This is a genomic window from Stenotrophomonas sp. 610A2 (assembly GCF_030549615.1).
In the GTDB taxonomy this organism is placed as follows: Bacteria; Pseudomonadota; Gammaproteobacteria; order Xanthomonadales; family Xanthomonadaceae; genus Stenotrophomonas; species Stenotrophomonas pigmentata.
Window position 1 is genome coordinate 2983724 of the sequence record NZ_CP130832.1, and the last position, 17523, is coordinate 3001246.

General features: G+C 63.6%; 15 protein-coding genes. 10 read left to right on the forward strand and 5 right to left on the reverse strand.

Translation table 11 applies throughout. From position 1 onward, the window contains the following. Positions 1-15: 15 nt before the first annotated feature. From Q5Z11_RS13425 to Q5Z11_RS13435, 3 genes are all read right to left on the reverse strand, one after another. A complete protein-coding gene (locus Q5Z11_RS13425) occupies positions 16-1140 on the reverse strand; it encodes a polyamine ABC transporter substrate-binding protein (RefSeq protein WP_303746867.1) in 1125 nt (374 codons plus the stop codon). Positions 1141-1362: 222 nt separating this feature from the next. Further along, positions 1363-2757, reverse strand: coding sequence for a glutamine synthetase family protein (locus Q5Z11_RS13430; RefSeq protein ID WP_303746868.1), 1395 nt, complete (start codon positions 2755-2757; stop codon positions 1363-1365). Continuing rightward, positions 2754-3518 (reverse strand): gamma-glutamyl-gamma-aminobutyrate hydrolase family protein, encoded by a 765-nt coding sequence (locus Q5Z11_RS13435; RefSeq protein WP_303746869.1) that lies wholly within the window; start codon positions 3516-3518, stop codon positions 2754-2756. The genes Q5Z11_RS13430 and Q5Z11_RS13435 overlap by 4 nt, the downstream gene beginning before the upstream one ends. A 168-nt stretch (positions 3519-3686) precedes the next feature. Between Q5Z11_RS13435 and Q5Z11_RS13440 the strand changes: the two genes are divergently transcribed. The 3 genes from Q5Z11_RS13440 (at position 3687) to Q5Z11_RS13450 (ending at position 7006) form a co-directional block, all read left to right on the forward strand. Then, complete coding sequence (locus Q5Z11_RS13440) at positions 3687-4979, forward strand: NAD(P)/FAD-dependent oxidoreductase (RefSeq protein ID WP_303746870.1); 1293 nt, start codon at positions 3687-3689, stop codon at positions 4977-4979. Positions 4980-5095: 116 nt separating this feature from the next. Then, positions 5096-6424: a GGDEF domain-containing response regulator gene (locus Q5Z11_RS13445; RefSeq protein ID WP_303746871.1), complete on the forward strand. Its 1329-nt coding sequence runs from the start codon at positions 5096-5098 to the stop codon at positions 6422-6424. A gap of 120 nt (positions 6425-6544) precedes the next feature. Next, entirely contained in the window at positions 6545-7006 is a 462-nt protein-coding gene (locus Q5Z11_RS13450) for a bacteriohemerythrin (protein ID WP_303746872.1), read from the forward strand. 137 nt (positions 7007-7143) lie between these two features. Here the strand turns inward: Q5Z11_RS13450 and Q5Z11_RS13455 are convergent, their stop codons facing one another. Next, positions 7144-8442 (reverse strand): MFS transporter, encoded by a 1299-nt coding sequence (locus Q5Z11_RS13455; RefSeq protein WP_303750043.1) that lies wholly within the window; start codon positions 8440-8442, stop codon positions 7144-7146. Positions 8443-8613: 171 nt separating this feature from the next. On the opposite strand from Q5Z11_RS13455, the gene Q5Z11_RS13460 reads away from it, so the two are divergent. From Q5Z11_RS13460 to Q5Z11_RS13470, 3 genes are all read left to right on the forward strand, one after another. Continuing rightward, a complete protein-coding gene (locus Q5Z11_RS13460; RefSeq protein WP_303746873.1) occupies positions 8614-9243 on the forward strand; it encodes a hypothetical protein in 630 nt (209 codons plus the stop codon). 132 nt (positions 9244-9375) lie between these two features. Then, positions 9376-11343, forward strand: coding sequence for an oleate hydratase (locus Q5Z11_RS13465; protein ID WP_303746874.1), 1968 nt, complete (start codon positions 9376-9378; stop codon positions 11341-11343). 425 nt (positions 11344-11768) lie between these two features. After that, entirely contained in the window at positions 11769-12203 is a 435-nt protein-coding gene (locus tag Q5Z11_RS13470) for a PepSY domain-containing protein (RefSeq protein WP_303746875.1), read from the forward strand. A gap of 307 nt (positions 12204-12510) precedes the next feature. On the opposite strand, the gene Q5Z11_RS13475 is transcribed toward Q5Z11_RS13470, so the two are convergent. Continuing rightward, positions 12511-14013: an aldehyde dehydrogenase gene (locus Q5Z11_RS13475; RefSeq protein ID WP_303746876.1), complete on the reverse strand. Its 1503-nt coding sequence runs from the start codon at positions 14011-14013 to the stop codon at positions 12511-12513. A 156-nt stretch (positions 14014-14169) separates the two neighbouring features. Between Q5Z11_RS13475 and Q5Z11_RS13480 the strand changes: the two genes are divergently transcribed. Genes Q5Z11_RS13480 through Q5Z11_RS13495 form a run of 4 tightly spaced genes read left to right on the forward strand, consistent with a single transcriptional unit; the run spans position 14170 to position 17462 of the window. Further along, a complete protein-coding gene (locus Q5Z11_RS13480; protein WP_303746877.1) occupies positions 14170-15051 on the forward strand; it encodes a plasmid replication/partition related protein in 882 nt (293 codons plus the stop codon). A 51-nt stretch (positions 15052-15102) separates the two neighbouring features. Then, positions 15103-15747, forward strand: coding sequence for a DUF5671 domain-containing protein (locus tag Q5Z11_RS13485; RefSeq protein WP_303746878.1), 645 nt, complete (start codon positions 15103-15105; stop codon positions 15745-15747). Next, on the forward strand, positions 15744-16172 hold the full coding sequence (locus tag Q5Z11_RS13490; RefSeq protein ID WP_303746879.1) for a hypothetical protein: 429 nt from the start codon (positions 15744-15746) through the stop codon (positions 16170-16172). Before Q5Z11_RS13485 ends, Q5Z11_RS13490 begins: the two co-directional genes overlap by 4 nt. 3 nt (positions 16173-16175) lie before the next feature. After that, the gene (locus tag Q5Z11_RS13495; protein ID WP_303746880.1) at positions 16176-17462 is read left to right on the forward strand and encodes a DUF445 domain-containing protein; all 1287 of its coding nucleotides are present in this window, start codon (positions 16176-16178) and stop codon (positions 17460-17462) included. The last annotated feature ends 61 nt before the right edge of the window (positions 17463-17523 follow it).

Here is a 17523-nt window from a genome sequence, read left to right on the forward strand (position 1 = left end):
TAAAGCTGCCTGAAATCAACGACCGGTCTTGATATCGGTCCACAGGCGGGTGTACAGCTTGTCCGTCTCCGGGGTATTGATCGCATAGGTGAACATCTTGGCGGCCACATCGTCAGCCGGGTAGATGGTCTTGTCGTCGCGGATGGCCGGGTCAACCAAGGAGGTCGCCGACTTCACCGGGTTGGCGTAGTGGGTGACGTTGGTGTTCTTGGCGGCCACTTCCGGCTGCAGCAGGTAGTTGATGAAGGCGTAGGCATTGCCCGGGTGCTTGGCATCCTTGGGGATGGCCAGCATGTCGAACCACTGCGGTGCACCTTCCTTCGGGATGGAATACGCAACTTCCACGCCGTTCTTGGCTTCTTCGGCGCGGTCACGGGCCTGGATTATGTCGCCCGACCAGCCCACCACCAAGCAGGTGCTGCCATTGGCCAGCGAACCCACGTACTGCGAGGAGTGGAAGTTCTGCACGTACGGGCGGATCGACTTGAGCAGGTCAGCCGCCTTCTGCAGTACCGCCGGGTCGCCGCTGTGCGGGTCTTCACCGAGGTAATGCAGGGCCACCGGGATCATGTCGGCCGGGGTATCCAGCAGGGTCACGCCGCAATCCTTCATCTTGGCGATGTTTTCCGGCTTGAACACCAGGTCCCAGCTGTTGGCGATCTCGGCGCTGCCGCCGAAACGCTCTTTCAGCTTGGCCACGTTGTAGCCGATGCCGGTGCTGCCCATCATGTACGGCACGCCGTACTGGTTGCCCGGGTCCTGGCCAGCGATGCGCTGCATCACCGCCGGGTCGAGGTTGGCCAGGTTCGGGATCTTGCTCTTGTCCAGCGGCAGGAACACGCCGGCCTGGATCTGGCGGCCGAAGAAGTTCAACGTCGGCACCACGATGTCGTAGCCGCTGTCGCCGGTCAGCAACTTGGTCTCGACCATTTCATCGCTGTCGAACACGTCGTAGGTGACCTTGATGCCGGTCGACTTCTCGAAGTTCGGAATGGTGTCTTCGGCGATGTAGTCCGAATAGTTATAGACATTGAGGACCTTGGCCTCGCCGCCTTCAGCGGGCTTGGCGCCGGTTTCCTTGCCACCGCAGGCGGCAAGCAGGGAAATGGCGACACCAACGGTCAGAATGCGCAGATTCATGGGTTCTCCAGTGTGATCCGGGAGCGGTATTGGGGGGGACCGGCCAGGCCGGGAGGTGGACATATTGTCCCATCTGCGGCGGCTTTGTGTGTAGAAGGCAGGTTGCTGGCTGTGGGAGGGGCGTGAGCCGCGAAGCTGGTAATGCTCGAAAACCACAGCAGAGCTTACCCCTCCCCAACCCTCCCCTTTGCTGCGCAAAAGGGAGGGGGACAAGCCTAGCTCTCAAACATTCAGCAGCAGGAACTCGCGCTCCCAGGAGCTGATCACGCGGAAGAAGGTCTCGTATTCCTTGCGCTTCACCGAGACATAGGCGCGGCAGAAACGACGCCCCAGCAGCTCCTGCAGGGCGTCGCAGCCCTCCAGTGCGTCCAGCGACTCGCCCAGCGAGCGCGGCAGTTCGTAGCCCAGTTCCTTGGCGTTGCCGGTGATGGGCGGCGTCGGACTCAGCTTCTCGCGGATGCCGAGCAGGCCACAGGCCAGCGTCGCCGCCATCGCCAGGTAAGGATTGGCGTCGGAGCCGGCAAAGCGGCTTTCAACGCGGTTGTTCTCCAGGCTGTCCATCGGCACGCGCAGGCCGCAGGTGCGGTTGTCGAAGCCCCACTCCACGTTGCTCGGCGATACCTCGCCAAACACCAACCGACGATAGGAATTCACGTTCGGCGCAAAGAAGGCCATCGCCGCCGGCACGTACTTCTGCAGACCAGCCAGATAGTTGTCAAAGGTTTCGCTGTACTCGCCTTCGGCATGACCGGCAAACACATTGCGACCATCGGCAATGCGCACCAGGCTCTGGTGGATATGCATGGCACTGCCCGGCTCAGTCTCCATTGGCTTGGCCAGGAAGGTGGCATAGATTCCATGGCGCAACGCTGCCTCACGCATCGTGCGCTTGAACAGGAACACCTGGTCGGCCAGTGACATCGCGCCGTCATGGGTGAAGTTCACCTCCAGCTGCGCGGCACCGGATTCGTGGATCAGGGTGTCCACGTCCAGCTTCATCGCATCGCAGTAGTCGTACATCAGATCGAGGATGGGATCGAACTCATTGACCGCATCGATCGAATACGACTGCCGCGCGGTCTCCGGGCGACCGGAGCGGCCGGCGGGCGGCAGCAGCGGAAAATCCGGGTCGGTGTTCTTCTGCACCAGGAAGAACTCCACTTCCGGCGCCACCACAGGCTTCAGCCCCAGCTCTTCATACGCGGCTAGCACCCGCCGCAGAACGTTGCGCGGCGCCAGCTCATGCGGCTGGCCGCTCTTGGTGTAGCAGTCGTGGATGATCTGCGCGGTTGGATCGGTGGCCCACGGCACCATGCGCACGGTGTCTGGGTCCGGGCGCAGGATCATGTCCGCGTCAGCTGGCGAGGTAAGCTCGTAATAGTCGTCCGGGTATTCACCGGTCACCGTGGTGGCGAATACGCCTTCCGGCAGGCGCGTGCCGTAGTCATGCGAGAACTTGTCGGCCGGGATGATCTTGCCGCGCGCGTTGCCGGTGATATCCGGCACCAGGCATTCGACTTCGGTGATGTGCCGTTCCTTGAGCCAGCGCAGCAGCAGGCTTTCTTCCTGTACGGCGATGGCGGTTTTACGGCTGCGGGTGCGGGGGCGCGACGTCATGGGGAACCAACTTGTTTGTTTGACCGATAGCGGCGACAGGCCTCGCCGAAGGCTTGGAAAATTCCCAGATAGAACGGGTTCTCGGCAACCCGCCACTCCGGGTGGAACTGCAGGCCGAGCAGGAACGAGGGGCCAGTGCCACGAAACGCTTCGATCAGCCCATCCGGCGCGCGGGCTTCGACCTGCAGCCCCTCGCCCAGCCGGGCAACACCTTGCCCATGCACCGAATTGACCATTACCTCGCTGCCACCGGCAATGCCTGCAAGCAAGCCGCCGGGACTCAGGATCAAGCCATGCGCAGGCCCATATTGCACCTCCAACGATGACGCTGGGTTTTCACGGTGATCAGCCAGCCCGGGCACTTCATGCACTTTCGGATGCAGGCTGCCACCAAAGGCGACATTGACCTCCTGGAAACCACGACAGATCGCCAGTATCCGCATGCCCAACGCCAGTGCCTGCGGGATCAGCCCGAACACATTGGCATCACGTGCCGGATCATGCGGATTGCCCGGCCAGCTGTCACCGCCATCGTAATGGTGTGGCTCGATATTGCTGGTCGCACCGGTCAGCAGCAAACCGTCCAGCGTCGCCAACCAGTCCTCGGCCGGCAACGGCGGCTGCAACAACGGCAGCAGCAGCGGCGTGGCCTGCGCACCGTCAACAACGGCGCGCACATACTTTTCACCAACGACAAGAAACGGATGGGACCCGATCGGTTTGCTGTCGGTAGGCAAGCCGACCAGCGGCAGGCTGGCCATGGGTGAAGCTCTTGAGACGTGCCTGCACGCTACCCCTGCCCCGCTGATTAGGCAACCAAGCGCCATCCGGCATTCAAGTAAAGCAAGGCACACTACACAGGTTCTTCACCGGCCTGCGCACGCTGCATACGCCGGGGTCGCTACACTTCCCGCCCCTGATTCGGCCTGATGTCCGTGGACGCCGCTGCATCCGTTTATCCCCCGAGCTGGTATGCCGCCAGCCAGCCCGAGCTTCCGCTACGAGCGCCCCTGCGTGGGCAGGCGCGCGCTGACGTGGCCGTGCTCGGTGCCGGCTATACCGGCCTGACCGCCGCGTTGGCCTTGGCCGAAAAGGGCTACAAGGTCACCGTACTGGAAGCCGAGCGTGTCGGCTGGGGTGCTTCTGGCCGCAATGGCGGCCAGACCATCGTTGGCTACGGCTGCGAGCAGGACACCCTGGAAGCGCTGGTCGGCGACGCCGATGCGCGCCTGCTGTTCGATTTCTCGCGTGATGGCATGCACATGCTCAAGCAGCGCATCGCCAGGCACGGCATCGACTGCGACTGGCGTGACGGCCATGCCAGTGTGCCGATCCATCCGCGTCAGGAACGCGCCCTGCGCGCCGACATCGAGCGCATGGCGCAGCGTTACGACTATCCGCTGGAATGGTGGGACCGCCCGCGCCTGCAGCAGGAACTGGCCAGCGAACGCTATCTCGGCGCCATGTACGACGCAGCCAGCGGCCATCTGCACCCGCTCGCCTATGCGCAGGGCCTGGCTCGCGCTGCCGAGGCGGCCGGCGTCGTCATCCACGAACAGTCACCGGTCACCCGGCTTGAGCGCGGCACGCAACCGGCGCTGATCACCGCCCACGGCCGGGTCGATGCCGATTTCGTCGTACTGGCCGGCAACGCCTGGCTGCAGGGCATCGCGCCGGAGCTGGAAACCCGGATGATGCCGGTCGGCACCTATATCGGCGCCACCCAGCCACTGGGCGCCGAGCGCGCCAAGGCCCTGATCCGCAACGACATGGCCGTGGCCGACGTGAACTGGGCGCTGGATTACTTCCGGCTCAGCCGCGACCACCGCCTGCTGTTCGGTGGCCAGGCCAATTACTCGGCGCTGCCGCCGCCAGGGCTGCGCGCCAGCATGACCCGGCGCATGCGTCGGGTGTTCCCGCAGCTGGCCGACGTCGAAATGGATTATGTCTGGGGCGGCTACATCGACATAACCCGCAACCGTGCCCCGCATTGGGGGCGGATTACCCCGAACGTGTATTTCGCGCAGGGATTCTCCGGCCACGGCGTGGCCAGCACCGGCCTGGCCGGTGAAGTGATAGCCGCCGCCATTGCTGGCCAGGCGCAGCGCCTGGACGTGTTCGAGCGCATTCCACATGGCGTATTCCCCGGCGGCAAGGTCTTGCGCATGCCGATGCTGGTGGCGGCGATGTCCTGGTACAAGCTGCGGGACCTGCTCTGGTGATTCGAAGCCGGGGGCGGTGAACCCGAAGGAAGAGCGGGAACGGGCGATTTCGGTCACCGCCATCCCCCTCCCAATTGCTGCTCAAGTTCCTGTGCCTGCAGCCGCTACATCCTCCGATGCTCCCTACTCTCGCCACCACCGTCAGCCCGCCACAGGCCGCCTTCGACAGTCCATCGATCGCGCCGTTGCCGCAGCGCATCCTGCTGGTGGAGAACTCGCGCACCTTTACCACGATGCTGCGCGAGGCCATCGAGCAGCGCCTGGAACTGTCGGTCAGTGTCGCCTCCACCCTGGCCGAGGCTGGTGAACTGCTGGACAGCGAAGACGGCTGGTTCCTGGTCCTGACCGGACTGGTGCTGGCCGATGGTGACCGCGACCAGGTGGTGCAGTATTTCGTCAACCGCGGCCTGCCCACCATCGTGGTCAGCGGCGTCTATGACGAGGACCTGCGCAAGCGGGTGCTGCAACAGCAGATCATCGACTACGTATTGAAGAACACCCCGGGCAGCATCGACTACCTGGTCTGGCTGGTGCAGCGCATGGAGCGCAACCGCCGCATCGCTGCGCTCGTCGTGGACGACTCACCGTCGGCGCGCGCCTATGCCGCCGCCTTGCTGACGATGTACGGCTACCACGTCATCGAAGCCGACGACGGCACATCGGCACTGCGCGCGATCGAGGCTGATCCGGCGATTCGCCTGGTCATCGTCGATGAGGAAATGCCCGGCATGCAGGGCGTTGAACTGACCCGCCGACTGCGTGCACTGCGCGCACGCGACAAGGTGGCGGTGATCGGCATCTCAGGCAATTCGGATCCCTCGCTGATCCCGCGCTTCCTGAAGAACGGCGCCAATGACTTCCTGCGCAAACCGTTCTCGCGCGAAGAATTCTTCTGCCGGGTCTCGCAGAACGTGGACCAGCTGGAGCTGATCGGCACCCTGCAGGATCTGGCCACGCGCGACTTCCTCACCGGCCTGCCCAACCGTCGCAGCTTCCTCGAGCAAAGCCAGCGCCAACTCAGTGCGGTCAACAACGGCGGCATGGTCGCCGTGGCAATGGTCGACATTGATCACTTCAAACACATCAACGACAGCCTCGGCCACGAGGCCGGCGACCAGGCCATCCGCGCCGTCGCCTCGGTGTTGCAGGCCAATACCCGCAGCCAGGACATCAGCTCGCGCTTTGGGGGCGAGGAGTTCTGCCTGATGGTCAGCGGCTTGGATGCAGTTGCCAGCGCTGCGCATTTCGAGAAAGTGCGCCAAGCCGTCGCCGATCTGCAGCTCCCGTTCGGCGACAACATCCTGAGCATGACGGTCAGCATCGGCGTCTGTCGCATGCCCTTGCACAGTGGCAACCTGCACCAGCTCATCACCGAAGCAGATCGCCAGCTCTATCTGGCCAAGGCTGGCGGCCGCAACCGTGTCTGCAGCGCTGACACCCACTGACCCAAGTCCGCCTGGGATCTGAATGAGATCAATGCCCGAGTCCCGGCATTGATCCAGATCAACGCGCCTGCCCGATGCCCTGCCTACAGTGCAGCTCAAAGCACACGGGGAGAAGCAGCGGTGGCACTACTGGTTTGGCAAGACGATCTCAACACGGGTGTCGACGTCATCGACCATCAGCACATGCGCATCGTGGAGATGCTCAACCACCTGCACGTTGCCCAGAAAAGCCTGGAACAGGTAGCCGTGGCGGAAGTCATCGACGAACTGGTGGACTACACCATGTCGCACTTCGCCTTCGAGGAAGAACTCATGGAAGAGGCCGGCTACCCGTTCTGCGCTGCACACAAACGCGTGCACGAAGTATTCGGCAAGCGCGTCTCCGAGTACCGCATGCGCTTCCAATCCGGCGAGGACGTCACCGACGAACTGCGCAACATGTTGTCACGCTGGCTGTTCAACCACATCCGTGGTGACGACAAGGCCTATGCCGAGCACGTCAAGCGCCACCTCAACCAGTTCGCCAAGGAGCACCAGGAAGGCAGCTGGCTCGGTCGCACCTTGAAGCGCATTTTCCGCTGAATGGTTTTGCAGGAACGGCGCGGTTGCGGACATCCCTCCAGATATCACCACCACGCCGCTCCTGCGTTTTATCGCTGCAGGAACGCCGCAAGGCGCACACGTCGCTGGTCTTGTGTGGGACCGGCAATAGTCGCGACTTACGGCGTCCCTGCGGCACCCCGCTGCTGCCAACGGCCGATTGCAAGCAAGGCCAGTCCGGTCAACAGCGCGGTGACGCACAGGTAGCCGCCAACGGCAGCAATGCCGAACTTCCCAGCCAGCCATGTCGCTGCATAGGGCGCAGGCGCGGCACCAAGAATACCGGCGAGATTGAACGACAAGGACGCGCCGGTATAGCGCACCTGCACCGGATACAGGCTGGCCAGCATCGTGCCGCAGGGGCCGTAGGTCAGGCCCATCAGGAACAGGCCCAGCGACAGGAACAGCACCACCTGCAACGAATGGCCCGCCTGGAACAAGGGCTGGAACAACAGGCCGAACACGAAGATGCCCAGCGTCGCCCACAACATCGCCTTGACCGTACCGCTGCGGTCACCGTACAGCGCTGCCAACGGAATACCCGCGGCAAAGAACAGGATGCCGACCATCTGCATCAGCAGGAAGTCTTCGCGCGCATAGCCCAGTGCCGAGGTGCCATAGCCCAGCGTGAACACCGTCATCAGGTAGAACAGCACGAAGGTGGCAAACGCCGCCAAGGTGCCCGCGACCACCGCAAAGCCATGGGTGAGCAGCACCTCGCGCATCGGCAGGCGCACACGCTGGCCCTTATCCAGCGCCTTCTGGAAATCCGGCGTCTCATGGATGTTCAAGCGCACCCACAGGCCGACGATCACCAGCAGCGCACTGGCGATGAATGGAATACGCCAGCCCCAGGCCAGGAAACTGGCGTCATCCAGCACCCGCCCCAGCAGCAGGAAGGTACCGGCCGACAACAGGAAGCCAAGCGGCGCGCCCAGCTGCGGAAACATGCCGTACCAGGCACGTTTGCCCGGCGGTGCATTCTCGGTCGCCAGCAACACCGCCCCACCCCATTCACCGCCCAGCCCCAGCCCCTGCCCGAAGCGGCACAAGGCCAGCAGCAGCGGTGCGATCACACCGATGTCGTCGTAGGTCGGCAACAGGCCGATCGCCACGGTAGACAGCCCCATGGTCAGCAGCGCCGCCACCAGCGTTGCCTTGCGCCCGATGCGGTCGCCGTAGTGCCCGAATACCGCCGAGCCCACCGGCCGCGCAATGAAAGCCACCGCGAAGGTCGCCAGCGACTGCAGCAGCGCGGCATCGTTGCTGCTTTCAGGGAAAAACAGCTTGGGGAACACCAGCACCGCCGCGGTGGCGTAGATGTAGAAATCGAAGAATTCGATGGTGGTGCCGATCAGGCTGGCCGCCAATACGCGACGCGGGGAGTTCAAAGGGGCGGAGCTGGCGGCGGTCGACATGGTCATGACAGATGGGTAATGCCTGCAGTCTGCCACGCAGCGCCGCGCCGGCCATTATTTGGTTGCAGCCGACACGGTCGCTTGACGACCAGGCCGGATCCGCGCCGGTTGCCCGGAACCATTGCCATCACTGGCGGTCACAGCATCGGCCCCCGCATGGACGCATCGCCGATGTCGACAACTTCCAGACGTATCCGGCACCCCCTGCCCCACCTGAGCGCGGTGATCGTGGTGATTGCCGTCCACGGCAGCATCGCTTTCTGGCTGCTGCAAGCAGAGCCGCTGGCCCGGCCAGATGATGAAGTGCGCATCAGCCTGCGCTGGTTGGCACGCCCTCCGCTCCCGCCCGCCGCAGCCCAGCCTGCCGCGTCCGTGGCGTCGAACAGCACGCCTGCGACCAGCTCGCGCTCCCGGCGTTCGCCCAGCCAGCAACAGCAGGCAGTAGCGCCGCAATCCGCTGCGCCGGCCCAACAGCCCTTGAACCTGGCTATCTCCGACACTGCCGTTGGCGGCACCGCGGTGACCGCCGATACCTTCGCCCCGCAGGCATTCCGGCGCCTCAACGAAGACCCGGCCTTCCAGCACAGGCCGCGCTACTTCCGCCTGAAGCCGCAGATGAGCCCACGGCAGATGATCCAGGGCGTGGCCAGCTATCTCGGTTTCTGGCCGCCAGGCTACGAAATAGACCCCTGCAGCCTCAGCCGAAGCGACGTGAACTACTTCCAGAACGCGGTGAACGAGCGCGACCGCGACGCCCTGCGCAGCGCACTGCTGCTGGAAAGCGCTCACTGCCGCCGCTGAGATCACCACCTTTGCTCACGCACGATCACAGCCGGCAATGCCCAGGATTTACGGATATGTAACCCATCCGCGCCAAACGCTGTTTAGGCTCGGATGGTTCGTTGTGCACTCCCCCACCGCTTGGAGAACCTCATGACTGAATCCAGCCCGCGTTTCGAGCACGAAGCCGACGCCACCGCCCGCTATTGGCACAACACCCCGCTCAATACGCTGCCGCCACCTGACATGGTCGGCAACTACCAGCGCTTCAAGCCTTTGCCTACCGAGGGGATACAGACGCGCAAGGCATGGATCGTCGGTGGTGGCATCGCCGGCATGGCGGCGGCGTTCTACCTGATCCGCGACGGCCATATGCCGGGTGAGAACATCACCATCATCGAAGGCGCCGGCATCGAGGGCGGCTCGCTGGACGGTGCCGGCAACCCCGAGGACGGTTACATCGTGCGCGGCGGCCGCGAGATGAACTGGAACTACGACAATCTCTGGGACATGTTCCAGGACGTGCCGGCACTGGAGCTGCCGGAAGGCTTCAGCGTGCTCGACGAATACCGGCTCGCCAACGACGCCGACCCCAACTGGTCCAAGTCGCGGTTGATGCACAAGCAGGGCCAGGTGCTGCCCGACTTCACCCGCTTCGGTCTGAACCGCAAGCAGCAATGGGAAGTGGTCAGCCTGCTGCTCAAGCGCAAGGATCAGCTCGATGACCTGACCATCGAGGATCATTTCAGCGAAGGCTTCCTGGCCAGCAATTTCTGGTTCCTGTTCCGCTCGATGTTCGCCTTCGAGAACTGGCACAGCCTGCTGGAGATGAAGCTCTACATGCATCGTTTCCTTGATGCCATCGACGGCTTCGGCGATATGTCCACGCTGGTGTTCCCCAAGTTCAACCAGTACGACACCTTCGTCACGCCGCTGATCAAGCTGCTGCGAGAAAAAGGTGTGCAGGTGAAGCTCGGCACGCAGGTGCTGGACATGGACTTCGATGTACAGGGCGAACAGCGCACCGTCACCGCCCTGCATACGCGTGACAGCAATGGCGAAGGTCGACTCGCCGTCGCACCGCGTGACCTAGTAATCGCGCTGACCGGCTCGATGACCGAGGACACCGCCTACGGCGATCTGGACACCGTGCCAGTACTGAAGAAGCGCCACGGCGGCCCGGCCGAAGGCAGCAGCTGGGGCCTGTGGCGAAACCTTGCCAAGCACTCGCCGGTATTCGGCAAGCCTGACAAGTTCTGCGGTGACATCGATCGCTCGATGTGGGAGTCGGCCACCCTCACCTGCAAGCCGTCGCCGCTGGTGGACAAGCTGCGCGAGCTCTCGGTCAACGACCCGACATCAGGCCGCACCGCCACCGGCGGCATCATCACCTTCACCGATTCCAACTGGGTATTGAGCGTCACCATCAACCGCCAGCCGCATTTCCCCGGCCAGCCAAAGGACACGGTGGTGATGTGGGTATACGCGCTGCTGATGGACCAGCCTGGCAACTTCATCAAGAAGGCCATGCCCGAATGCACGGGACGCGAGATCGTGGCCGAGCTCTGCCATCACTTGGGCATTGCCGATCAGATCGACGCCATCATTCCGCATACCAAGGTGCGTCTGGCGTTGATGCCGTACATCACCGCCCAGTTCATGCCACGCGCGGCGGGCGACCGCCCGCACGTGGTGCCGGCCGGCAATACGAACCTGGCGCTGGTTGGCCAATTCGTTGAAACCGCCAACGACGTGGTGTTCACCATGGAAAGCTCGGTGCGCACCGCCCGCATCGCGGTCTACAGCCTGCTTGACCTGCCGAAACAGGTTCCCGATCTCAGCCCAACCCAGTACGACATCCGCAACCTGCTCAAGGGTGCTCGCGCGTTGAACAACGGCGAGCCGTTCATCGGCGAACGCTTGTTGCACAAATTCCTGGGCGATACCTATTTCGCACACATCCTGCCGCCGCTGCCCAGCAACGAAGGCGAGTCCACCCGCCGCGAGCGGCTTGAAGCGGAACTGGCTGGGCTAAAGGACAAGGGCGGCGCGGTATTGCAGGGCTTCGCGCAATGGCTGGATCGTTTTGCGGGCCAGTTGCGCAAGCGTGGCGACGATTGAACACTGACAGAACGTTGCCGGACACATGGGTGTCCGGCAGCGGCCGCAAACCCCGACGAAGCCTTGTAGGAGCGGCGTAAGCCGCGAAGCATGCACCGCATCAGAAGCAAGCATCGCCGCGATCAGATGGTGTATCGGCTTCGCGACTGACGTCGCTCCCACAAACCTGCACGTGGCCAGTCCAGGAGAAGGCCATTGCCGAGCATGGCTCGGCACTACGGCTGCCTGTTGTTGCGCGCTGGTCCAAGCTTTGTCCGTTTACGTACTGAACACTCTGAAAACACTTTCTTGCCATCGTTTGCACATCAATTAACCGCATCCGATTGCCGTGCGTTGAATCCGCGACGATTCACTGATCGATACAGGTTGGCGACGTTAGGGTTGATCCCGCGCCAGAAGCGCGATGAACCCGAAGGAGCAGACCAATGAACAACCGACCGCTACGTACCGCTTTGATTGCAGCCGCACTGACATTGGCCGGCAGCGGCATCGCCCAGGCCCAGGATGCATTGACCGCGCCGCAGGTGCGCGCGCACCTGGAGTCGCAAGGTTATACCGACATCAAGGACGTCAAGTTCGAGGACGGCATGTGGGAAGCGGATGCAACCAGTGCCGATGGCAAGAAGGTTGACGTGAAGCTGGACCCGCGCAATGGCACTGTTTACCCGGACAAGGCCGTGTCGCAGTTGGGTGAGGCGGATATCCGTGCGCAGCTTTCCAGCGCAGGCTATACCGGCGTGAGCGACGTGAAGCTGGATGACGGCATGTGGAAGGCCAAGGGCAGGACCGCCGGCGGCGAGAAGGTAGAGGTGCGCCTGGATCCGGCAACCGGCGCCGTGGTTGCACAGGAGAAGGAGTAACAAACACCCCTCCCCTTTGGCGTAGCCAAGGGGGAGGCCGGGAGGGGGTAGCTTCTGCTGTTGCTTGCAAGGCTTTAAACGCAAGAACCAAAGCTCAACAGCCAACCCCTCCCCAGCCCTTCCCTTGGCTTCGCCAAAGGAAGGGCAAGGCTGCATGCACCGCCCCTCCCCTTTGGCGCAGCCAAGGGGGAGGCTGGGAGGGGGTAGCTTTTGCTGTTGCTTGCAAGGCTTTAAACGCAAGAACCGATGCTCAACAAGCAACCCCTCCCCAGCCCTCCCCTTGGCTTCGCCAAAGGGAGGGAGCGGATCAGCCCTCCAGATTGATCCAGGTGGCCTTCATCTCGGTGTACTTGTCGAAGGCATGCAAGGACTTGTCGCGTCCATTGCCCGACTGCTTGTAACCACCGAACGGCGCTGTCATATCGCCGCCATCCCAGTAATTCACCCACACGCTGCCCGCACGCAGTCCACGCGCAACCCGATGCGCGCGCGAGACATCGCGCGTCCACACACCTGCAGCCAAGCCGTACTCGGTGTCATTGGCCAGCTGCAGCGCCTGCTGTTCACCGTCGAACGCAATCACCGACAACACCGGCCCGAATATCTCTTCGCGTGCGATGCTCTGCTGCGGGCTCACTTCATCAAACACAGTAGGCTCGATATAACAACCGCCAGCAACGACTTCCGCACGCTTGCCGCCCAGCAACAGACGCGCACCTTCCTCGGTTCCCTTTCCTACGTAACCAAGCACACGCTGGGTCTGCGCCTCATCCACCATCGCACCCATCGCCGCCTTCGGCTCGAACGGATGTGCGGGCTGCATGTGTCGGCCATGCTCGATGACCTTGGCGACGAATGCGTCCTTGATCGAGCGCTCCACCAGCAGGCGCGATCCTGCCGTGCATACCTCGCCCTGGTTGTAGAAGATCGCGCTCGCCGCCGCTTCGGACGCCTTGTCCAGATCGTGCGCATCGGCAAACACAATGTTCGGGCTCTTGCCGCCACACTCCATGTAAGCGCGTTTCATGTTCGACAGGCCCGCACATTGCAGCAAGCGCTTGCCGACCGCGGTGGAGCCGGTGAACACCAAACCGTCCACATCCATGTGCAGCGCCAAGGGCTCCCCCGCACCCTTGCCATTGCCGGGCACAACGTTGAACACGCCATCCGGCACACCTGCTTCACTGACCAGCTCAGCAAAGCGCAGGGCGCTCAGTGGCGACTTCTCGGAAGGCTTGAGCACCACCGAGTTACCGGCCGCCAATGCCGGTGCGACTTTCCATGCCGCCATCAGCAGCGGGAAATTCCACGGGACGATCGCGCCGATCACGCCCAGTGGCTCGCGGGTGATCAAGCCCAGTTCGTTGGCACCGGTCGGTGCCACTTCGCCGTAGAGCTTGTCCACCGCCTCCGCCGTCCACTGGATGCAGCGGACCACACCACCGATATCGACCCGCCGCGCCTGCGCCACCGGCTTGCCCATATCCAGGGTTTCCAGCAAGGCCAGTTCATCGGCGTGCGCCTCCACCAGGACTGCCAGCTTCAGCAATACCTGCTTGCGCTTGGCCGGCTTCAACCCGGCCCAATGCCCGGCAGTGAAACTGCGTCGCGCCGCCGCTACGGCATGATCGATGTCGATCTGGCCGCCATCGGCAATCTGCCCCAGCACACGCCCGTCAATCGGGCTGACGCAGTCAAACGTGGCTCCTGATGCGGCATCCACGTACTGGCCATTTATGAACGCGCGGGTGCGCAGTGACAGACTGTCGGCAAGCGTCTGCCACTGTTCACGGATCTGGGGACTGTTCATGTGGTTCTTCCCGTTGACGAAGGCTTTGCTACTGGGCGTCATGGTACGCCGGCCACCGTAGGGCACCGACACGGACCTGTTATTTTCGACAAATACAAGGGTTGGCCGCGGCCCCTGCGGGCTTCACAATGCCGCTCCACGTTTCTGGCAGCGCTCATGGACATCATCGTCAACGAAGAACTCAAGGCCTATATCGATCCGCTCACGCAGGACGAGCACGACGCGCTGGAGCGCAGTCTGCTGGCCGAGGGCTGCCGCGACGCGCTGGTGCTGTGGGGCGATGTGCTGATCGACGGCCACAACCGTTACGGCATCTGCTCCAAGCACGGGATCCCGTTCAACACCGTGCAGAACACCCGTTTCAAGTCGATGGACGACGTTCATCTGTGGATGATCGAGCAGCACCTTGGCCGTCGCAGCGTGTCCGACTACCAGCGTGGCGTGCTCGCCCTGCGCAAGCGCGACATCCTCGAAACCCGTCGCCGCGCCGAGCAGGAACAACTGCGCCGCGAGAGCGAAGGTGAGGCAGGGCCGAGCGCTACCGCCGACAACGACAGCCCGCCGTGGGACCCGGCGCCCAAGCTGTCCAAGGCCGACCTGGCCCGCGAAGCCAAGCTCAGCCCCAGCCAGGTGACGATGATCGAGAAGATCCACGACCATGCCACCGCCGAGGTGATCGAGGCGATGCGCGTGGGCGCAATCTCTCTCAGCGCCGCCGCCACCGTGGCCAGCCTGCCTGAAGACGAGCAGCGCGCAGCGGCGCGTGGTGGCAAGGACGAACTGAAGCAGGCCGCCAAGCGCGTGCGCGATGCCAAGCGCAAGCCCAAGGCTGCTCGCGAGGATGCAGATGACGAGGCACAGCCGCTTAGCATGGCCGAAGCCGACGGCTTGGACGGCAACGTCGACAGCGCCGAGGTGCAGGCCCTGCGCCAGCGTGTGGCCTCACTCACCGCCGAGAACCAGGCCCTGCGCATGGAACTGGATGCCCTGCGCGCACGCATGCTGGCCGCCCAGGCAGAAGAACCCATCGACGCTTGATTGCACTGAGCCCGCACCCTAGGCTGCGGTCATCCACGCAAGGAGCATGTGATGGCCTCGGCCTCTCCCGAACTTGAAACCTTTGTCCGCGACGCCTTGATGCGCGGACACAGCCGTCAGCAGGTCAGCAGCGCGCTGCTGGCCGCAGGCTGGAGCGAACAGCAGATCAGCGGCGTCCTCGACGGCTGGGCCGAGGTGGACTTCCCGCTGCCGGTGCCGCGCCCCCGCGCTTCCTTGTCTGCACGCGAAGCCTTCGCCTATCTGGTGTTGTTCAGCACGCTGTATTTCTTCGCATGGAACCTGGGCAGCCTCCTGTTCCAGTTGATCCAGTACGCCCTGCCTGACCCCGCCGATCCCGATTGGCAACTGGTGCGACTCAGCGGCGACATCCGCTGGGCGATCTCGGCACTGGTGATCGCCTTCCCGGTGTTCGTCTTCGCCGCTCACCGCGTCAGCCGCGACGTGGACAGGCATCCGATCAAACGGCTGTCGCCGGTGCGCCGCTGGTTGACCTATCTGACCCTGTTCGTCGCTGCCACCGTGTTGATCGGCGACCTTACTGCATTGGTCTTCAATCTGCTCGGTGGCGACCTCAGCCTGCGCTTCGTGCTGAAGGTGCTGGTGGTTGGCGTCATCGCCGGCACCGTGTTCGGTTACTACCTGTGGGACCTGCGCCAAGAGGAGGTCGAGTCATGAGCCGCACTGCTTGGGGCACCCGCGTACTTTGGGCGACCGGCATCGTCACTGCAGCAGCCATCGCAGCCGGTGTCTGGGTCATCGATTCGCCATCACAGCAGCGGCTCAAGCGACTCGACGATGCGCGCGTATCGCATCTGCGCACGCTGGAGATCGCAGCCGGCAATTACTGGCGCGAGAACGACGCCTTGCCCCCCAACATCCTCGCCCTCGCCGCACAGCCCGGCATGATCCTGACCTACAAGGACCCTGCAGGTGGACCCGACTACAGCTACCGCAGCCTGGACGCCACCCACTACGAGCTGTGCGCACAGTTCGACACCAGTACCGCCGAGCCGCCACAGCGTGGCTTGAACAGCGAATGGGCACACCCTGCGGGCAACCATTGCTTCCGCCGGGCGGTGAGCGCAAAGGACAGCGAGTAAGCCGTGGCCCCGCAGGACGATCCGCGCCGCGCGCAGTTGCGCCGCCTCAAGCTGTACGCGGTGGCAATGCTGCTGGCGATGCTGGCAGGCTTCGTCGTCAGCCACATCAACGGCGAACGCGGTATCTGGGCGTGGGTTGGTGCCTTCTGTGAGGCGGCTACCGTTGGCGCGCTCGCCGACTGGTTTGCCGTGGTGGCACTGTTCCGGCGGCCACTGAACCTGCCGATTCCGCATACCGCCATCATCCCGCGCAACAAGGAACGCATCGCCGACAGCCTTGCAGTCTTCGTTCGCGATCACTTCCTGGAACCGGAAGCGCTGCTGGCCAAGCTGAAGGTATTCGACCCGGCCACCCGCCTGGGCGAATGGCTGGCACAACCGGCGCAGGCCAGGATGCTGGCAGGCATGGCGCGTGGCTGGGCGGTGCAGGCACTGGACCTGCTCGACGAAGCTGCCGTGCGCCGTTCCATCCAGGGCTTCGTCGTTGCCCAGTTGCGGCAGTGGAACGCAGCAGGAACCGCGGGTGAGCTGCTGGGCCTCCTTACCGCTGACAACCGCCATCAGCGCGTGCTCGATGAAGGCCTCACCCGCGTCGCCCACTGGCTGGACAATGACAAGGTGCGGCAACAGGCTTCGGCCTTGATCGTGCGCTATATCCGCAAGGAATGGCCGAAGCTGGCCAGCACCGTGGACTGGGTCAAGCCCATCGATGAGATCGGCGATTCACTGGCCGACCGGCTTGCACGTGCGGGACTGGAAGAGCTGCAGGCCATCCTCTCGCAGCCGGAGCATCCGCTGCGCCAGGACTACGCTGCATGGATCGCCGATTACATCCGCCGCCTGCGCGAAGATCCCGCCTTGGCCGCGAAAGTCGACGCGCTGAAGCAGCAGGTGATCGATCACCCGGCGGTGCAGGAATACGTGCAGGGTTTGTGGCAGCGCGTGCATGACTATCTGCGCACGGATCTGTCCCGCGAAGATTCGGTGCTGGCCGGTCATCTTGAACGCAGCCTGGGCAAGCTGGGCACCAGCATCGGCAACGATCCGGCCCTGCGCGACGCCTTGAACCAGCACATGCTGGCGGGCGCCGAAAAGCTGACCAATCGCCTGCGCAGCGGCGTCACCAGCCATATCGCGCAGACCGTGAAGGCATGGGACGAGAAGAAGCTGGTCGAACAGCTGGAGCTCAGCGTCGGCCGCGACCTGCAGTACATCCGCTACAACGGCACCTTGGTAGGCGGCCTGATCGGCCTGTTGTTGCATGCACTGACCGGCTGGCTGAAGTTCTGACGGAACGGCTTGTAGGAGCGGCGTAAGCCGCGAAGCTGGCACCCCATGTGGCCGATGTAAG

What these genes read in the sequence shown, in the direction of transcription:
- Q5Z11_RS13425 (WP_303746867.1), bottom strand. Translation starts at nt 1,140, where the DNA reads ATGAATCTGCGCATTCTGACCGTTGGTGTCGCCATTTCCCTGCTTGCC.
- Q5Z11_RS13430 (WP_303746868.1), bottom strand. Translation starts at nt 2,757, where the DNA reads ATGACGTCGCGCCCCCGCACCCGCAGCCGTAAAACCGCCATCGCCGTA.
- Q5Z11_RS13435 (WP_303746869.1), bottom strand. Translation starts at nt 3,518, where the DNA reads ATGGCCAGCCTGCCGCTGGTCGGCTTGCCTACCGACAGCAAACCGATC.
- Q5Z11_RS13440 (WP_303746870.1), top strand. Translation starts at nt 3,687, where the DNA reads ATGTCCGTGGACGCCGCTGCATCCGTTTATCCCCCGAGCTGGTATGCC.
- Q5Z11_RS13445 (WP_303746871.1), top strand. Translation starts at nt 5,096, where the DNA reads ATGCTCCCTACTCTCGCCACCACCGTCAGCCCGCCACAGGCCGCCTTC.
- Q5Z11_RS13455 (WP_303750043.1), bottom strand. Translation starts at nt 8,442, where the DNA reads ATGTCGACCGCCGCCAGCTCCGCCCCTTTGAACTCCCCGCGTCGCGTA.
- Q5Z11_RS13460 (WP_303746873.1), top strand. Translation starts at nt 8,614, where the DNA reads ATGTCGACAACTTCCAGACGTATCCGGCACCCCCTGCCCCACCTGAGC.
- Q5Z11_RS13465 (WP_303746874.1), top strand. Translation starts at nt 9,376, where the DNA reads ATGACTGAATCCAGCCCGCGTTTCGAGCACGAAGCCGACGCCACCGCC.
- Q5Z11_RS13470 (WP_303746875.1), top strand. Translation starts at nt 11,769, where the DNA reads ATGAACAACCGACCGCTACGTACCGCTTTGATTGCAGCCGCACTGACA.
- Q5Z11_RS13475 (WP_303746876.1), bottom strand. Translation starts at nt 14,013, where the DNA reads ATGAACAGTCCCCAGATCCGTGAACAGTGGCAGACGCTTGCCGACAGT.
- Q5Z11_RS13480 (WP_303746877.1), top strand. Translation starts at nt 14,170, where the DNA reads ATGGACATCATCGTCAACGAAGAACTCAAGGCCTATATCGATCCGCTC.
- Q5Z11_RS13485 (WP_303746878.1), top strand. Translation starts at nt 15,103, where the DNA reads ATGGCCTCGGCCTCTCCCGAACTTGAAACCTTTGTCCGCGACGCCTTG.
- Q5Z11_RS13490 (WP_303746879.1), top strand. Translation starts at nt 15,744, where the DNA reads ATGAGCCGCACTGCTTGGGGCACCCGCGTACTTTGGGCGACCGGCATC.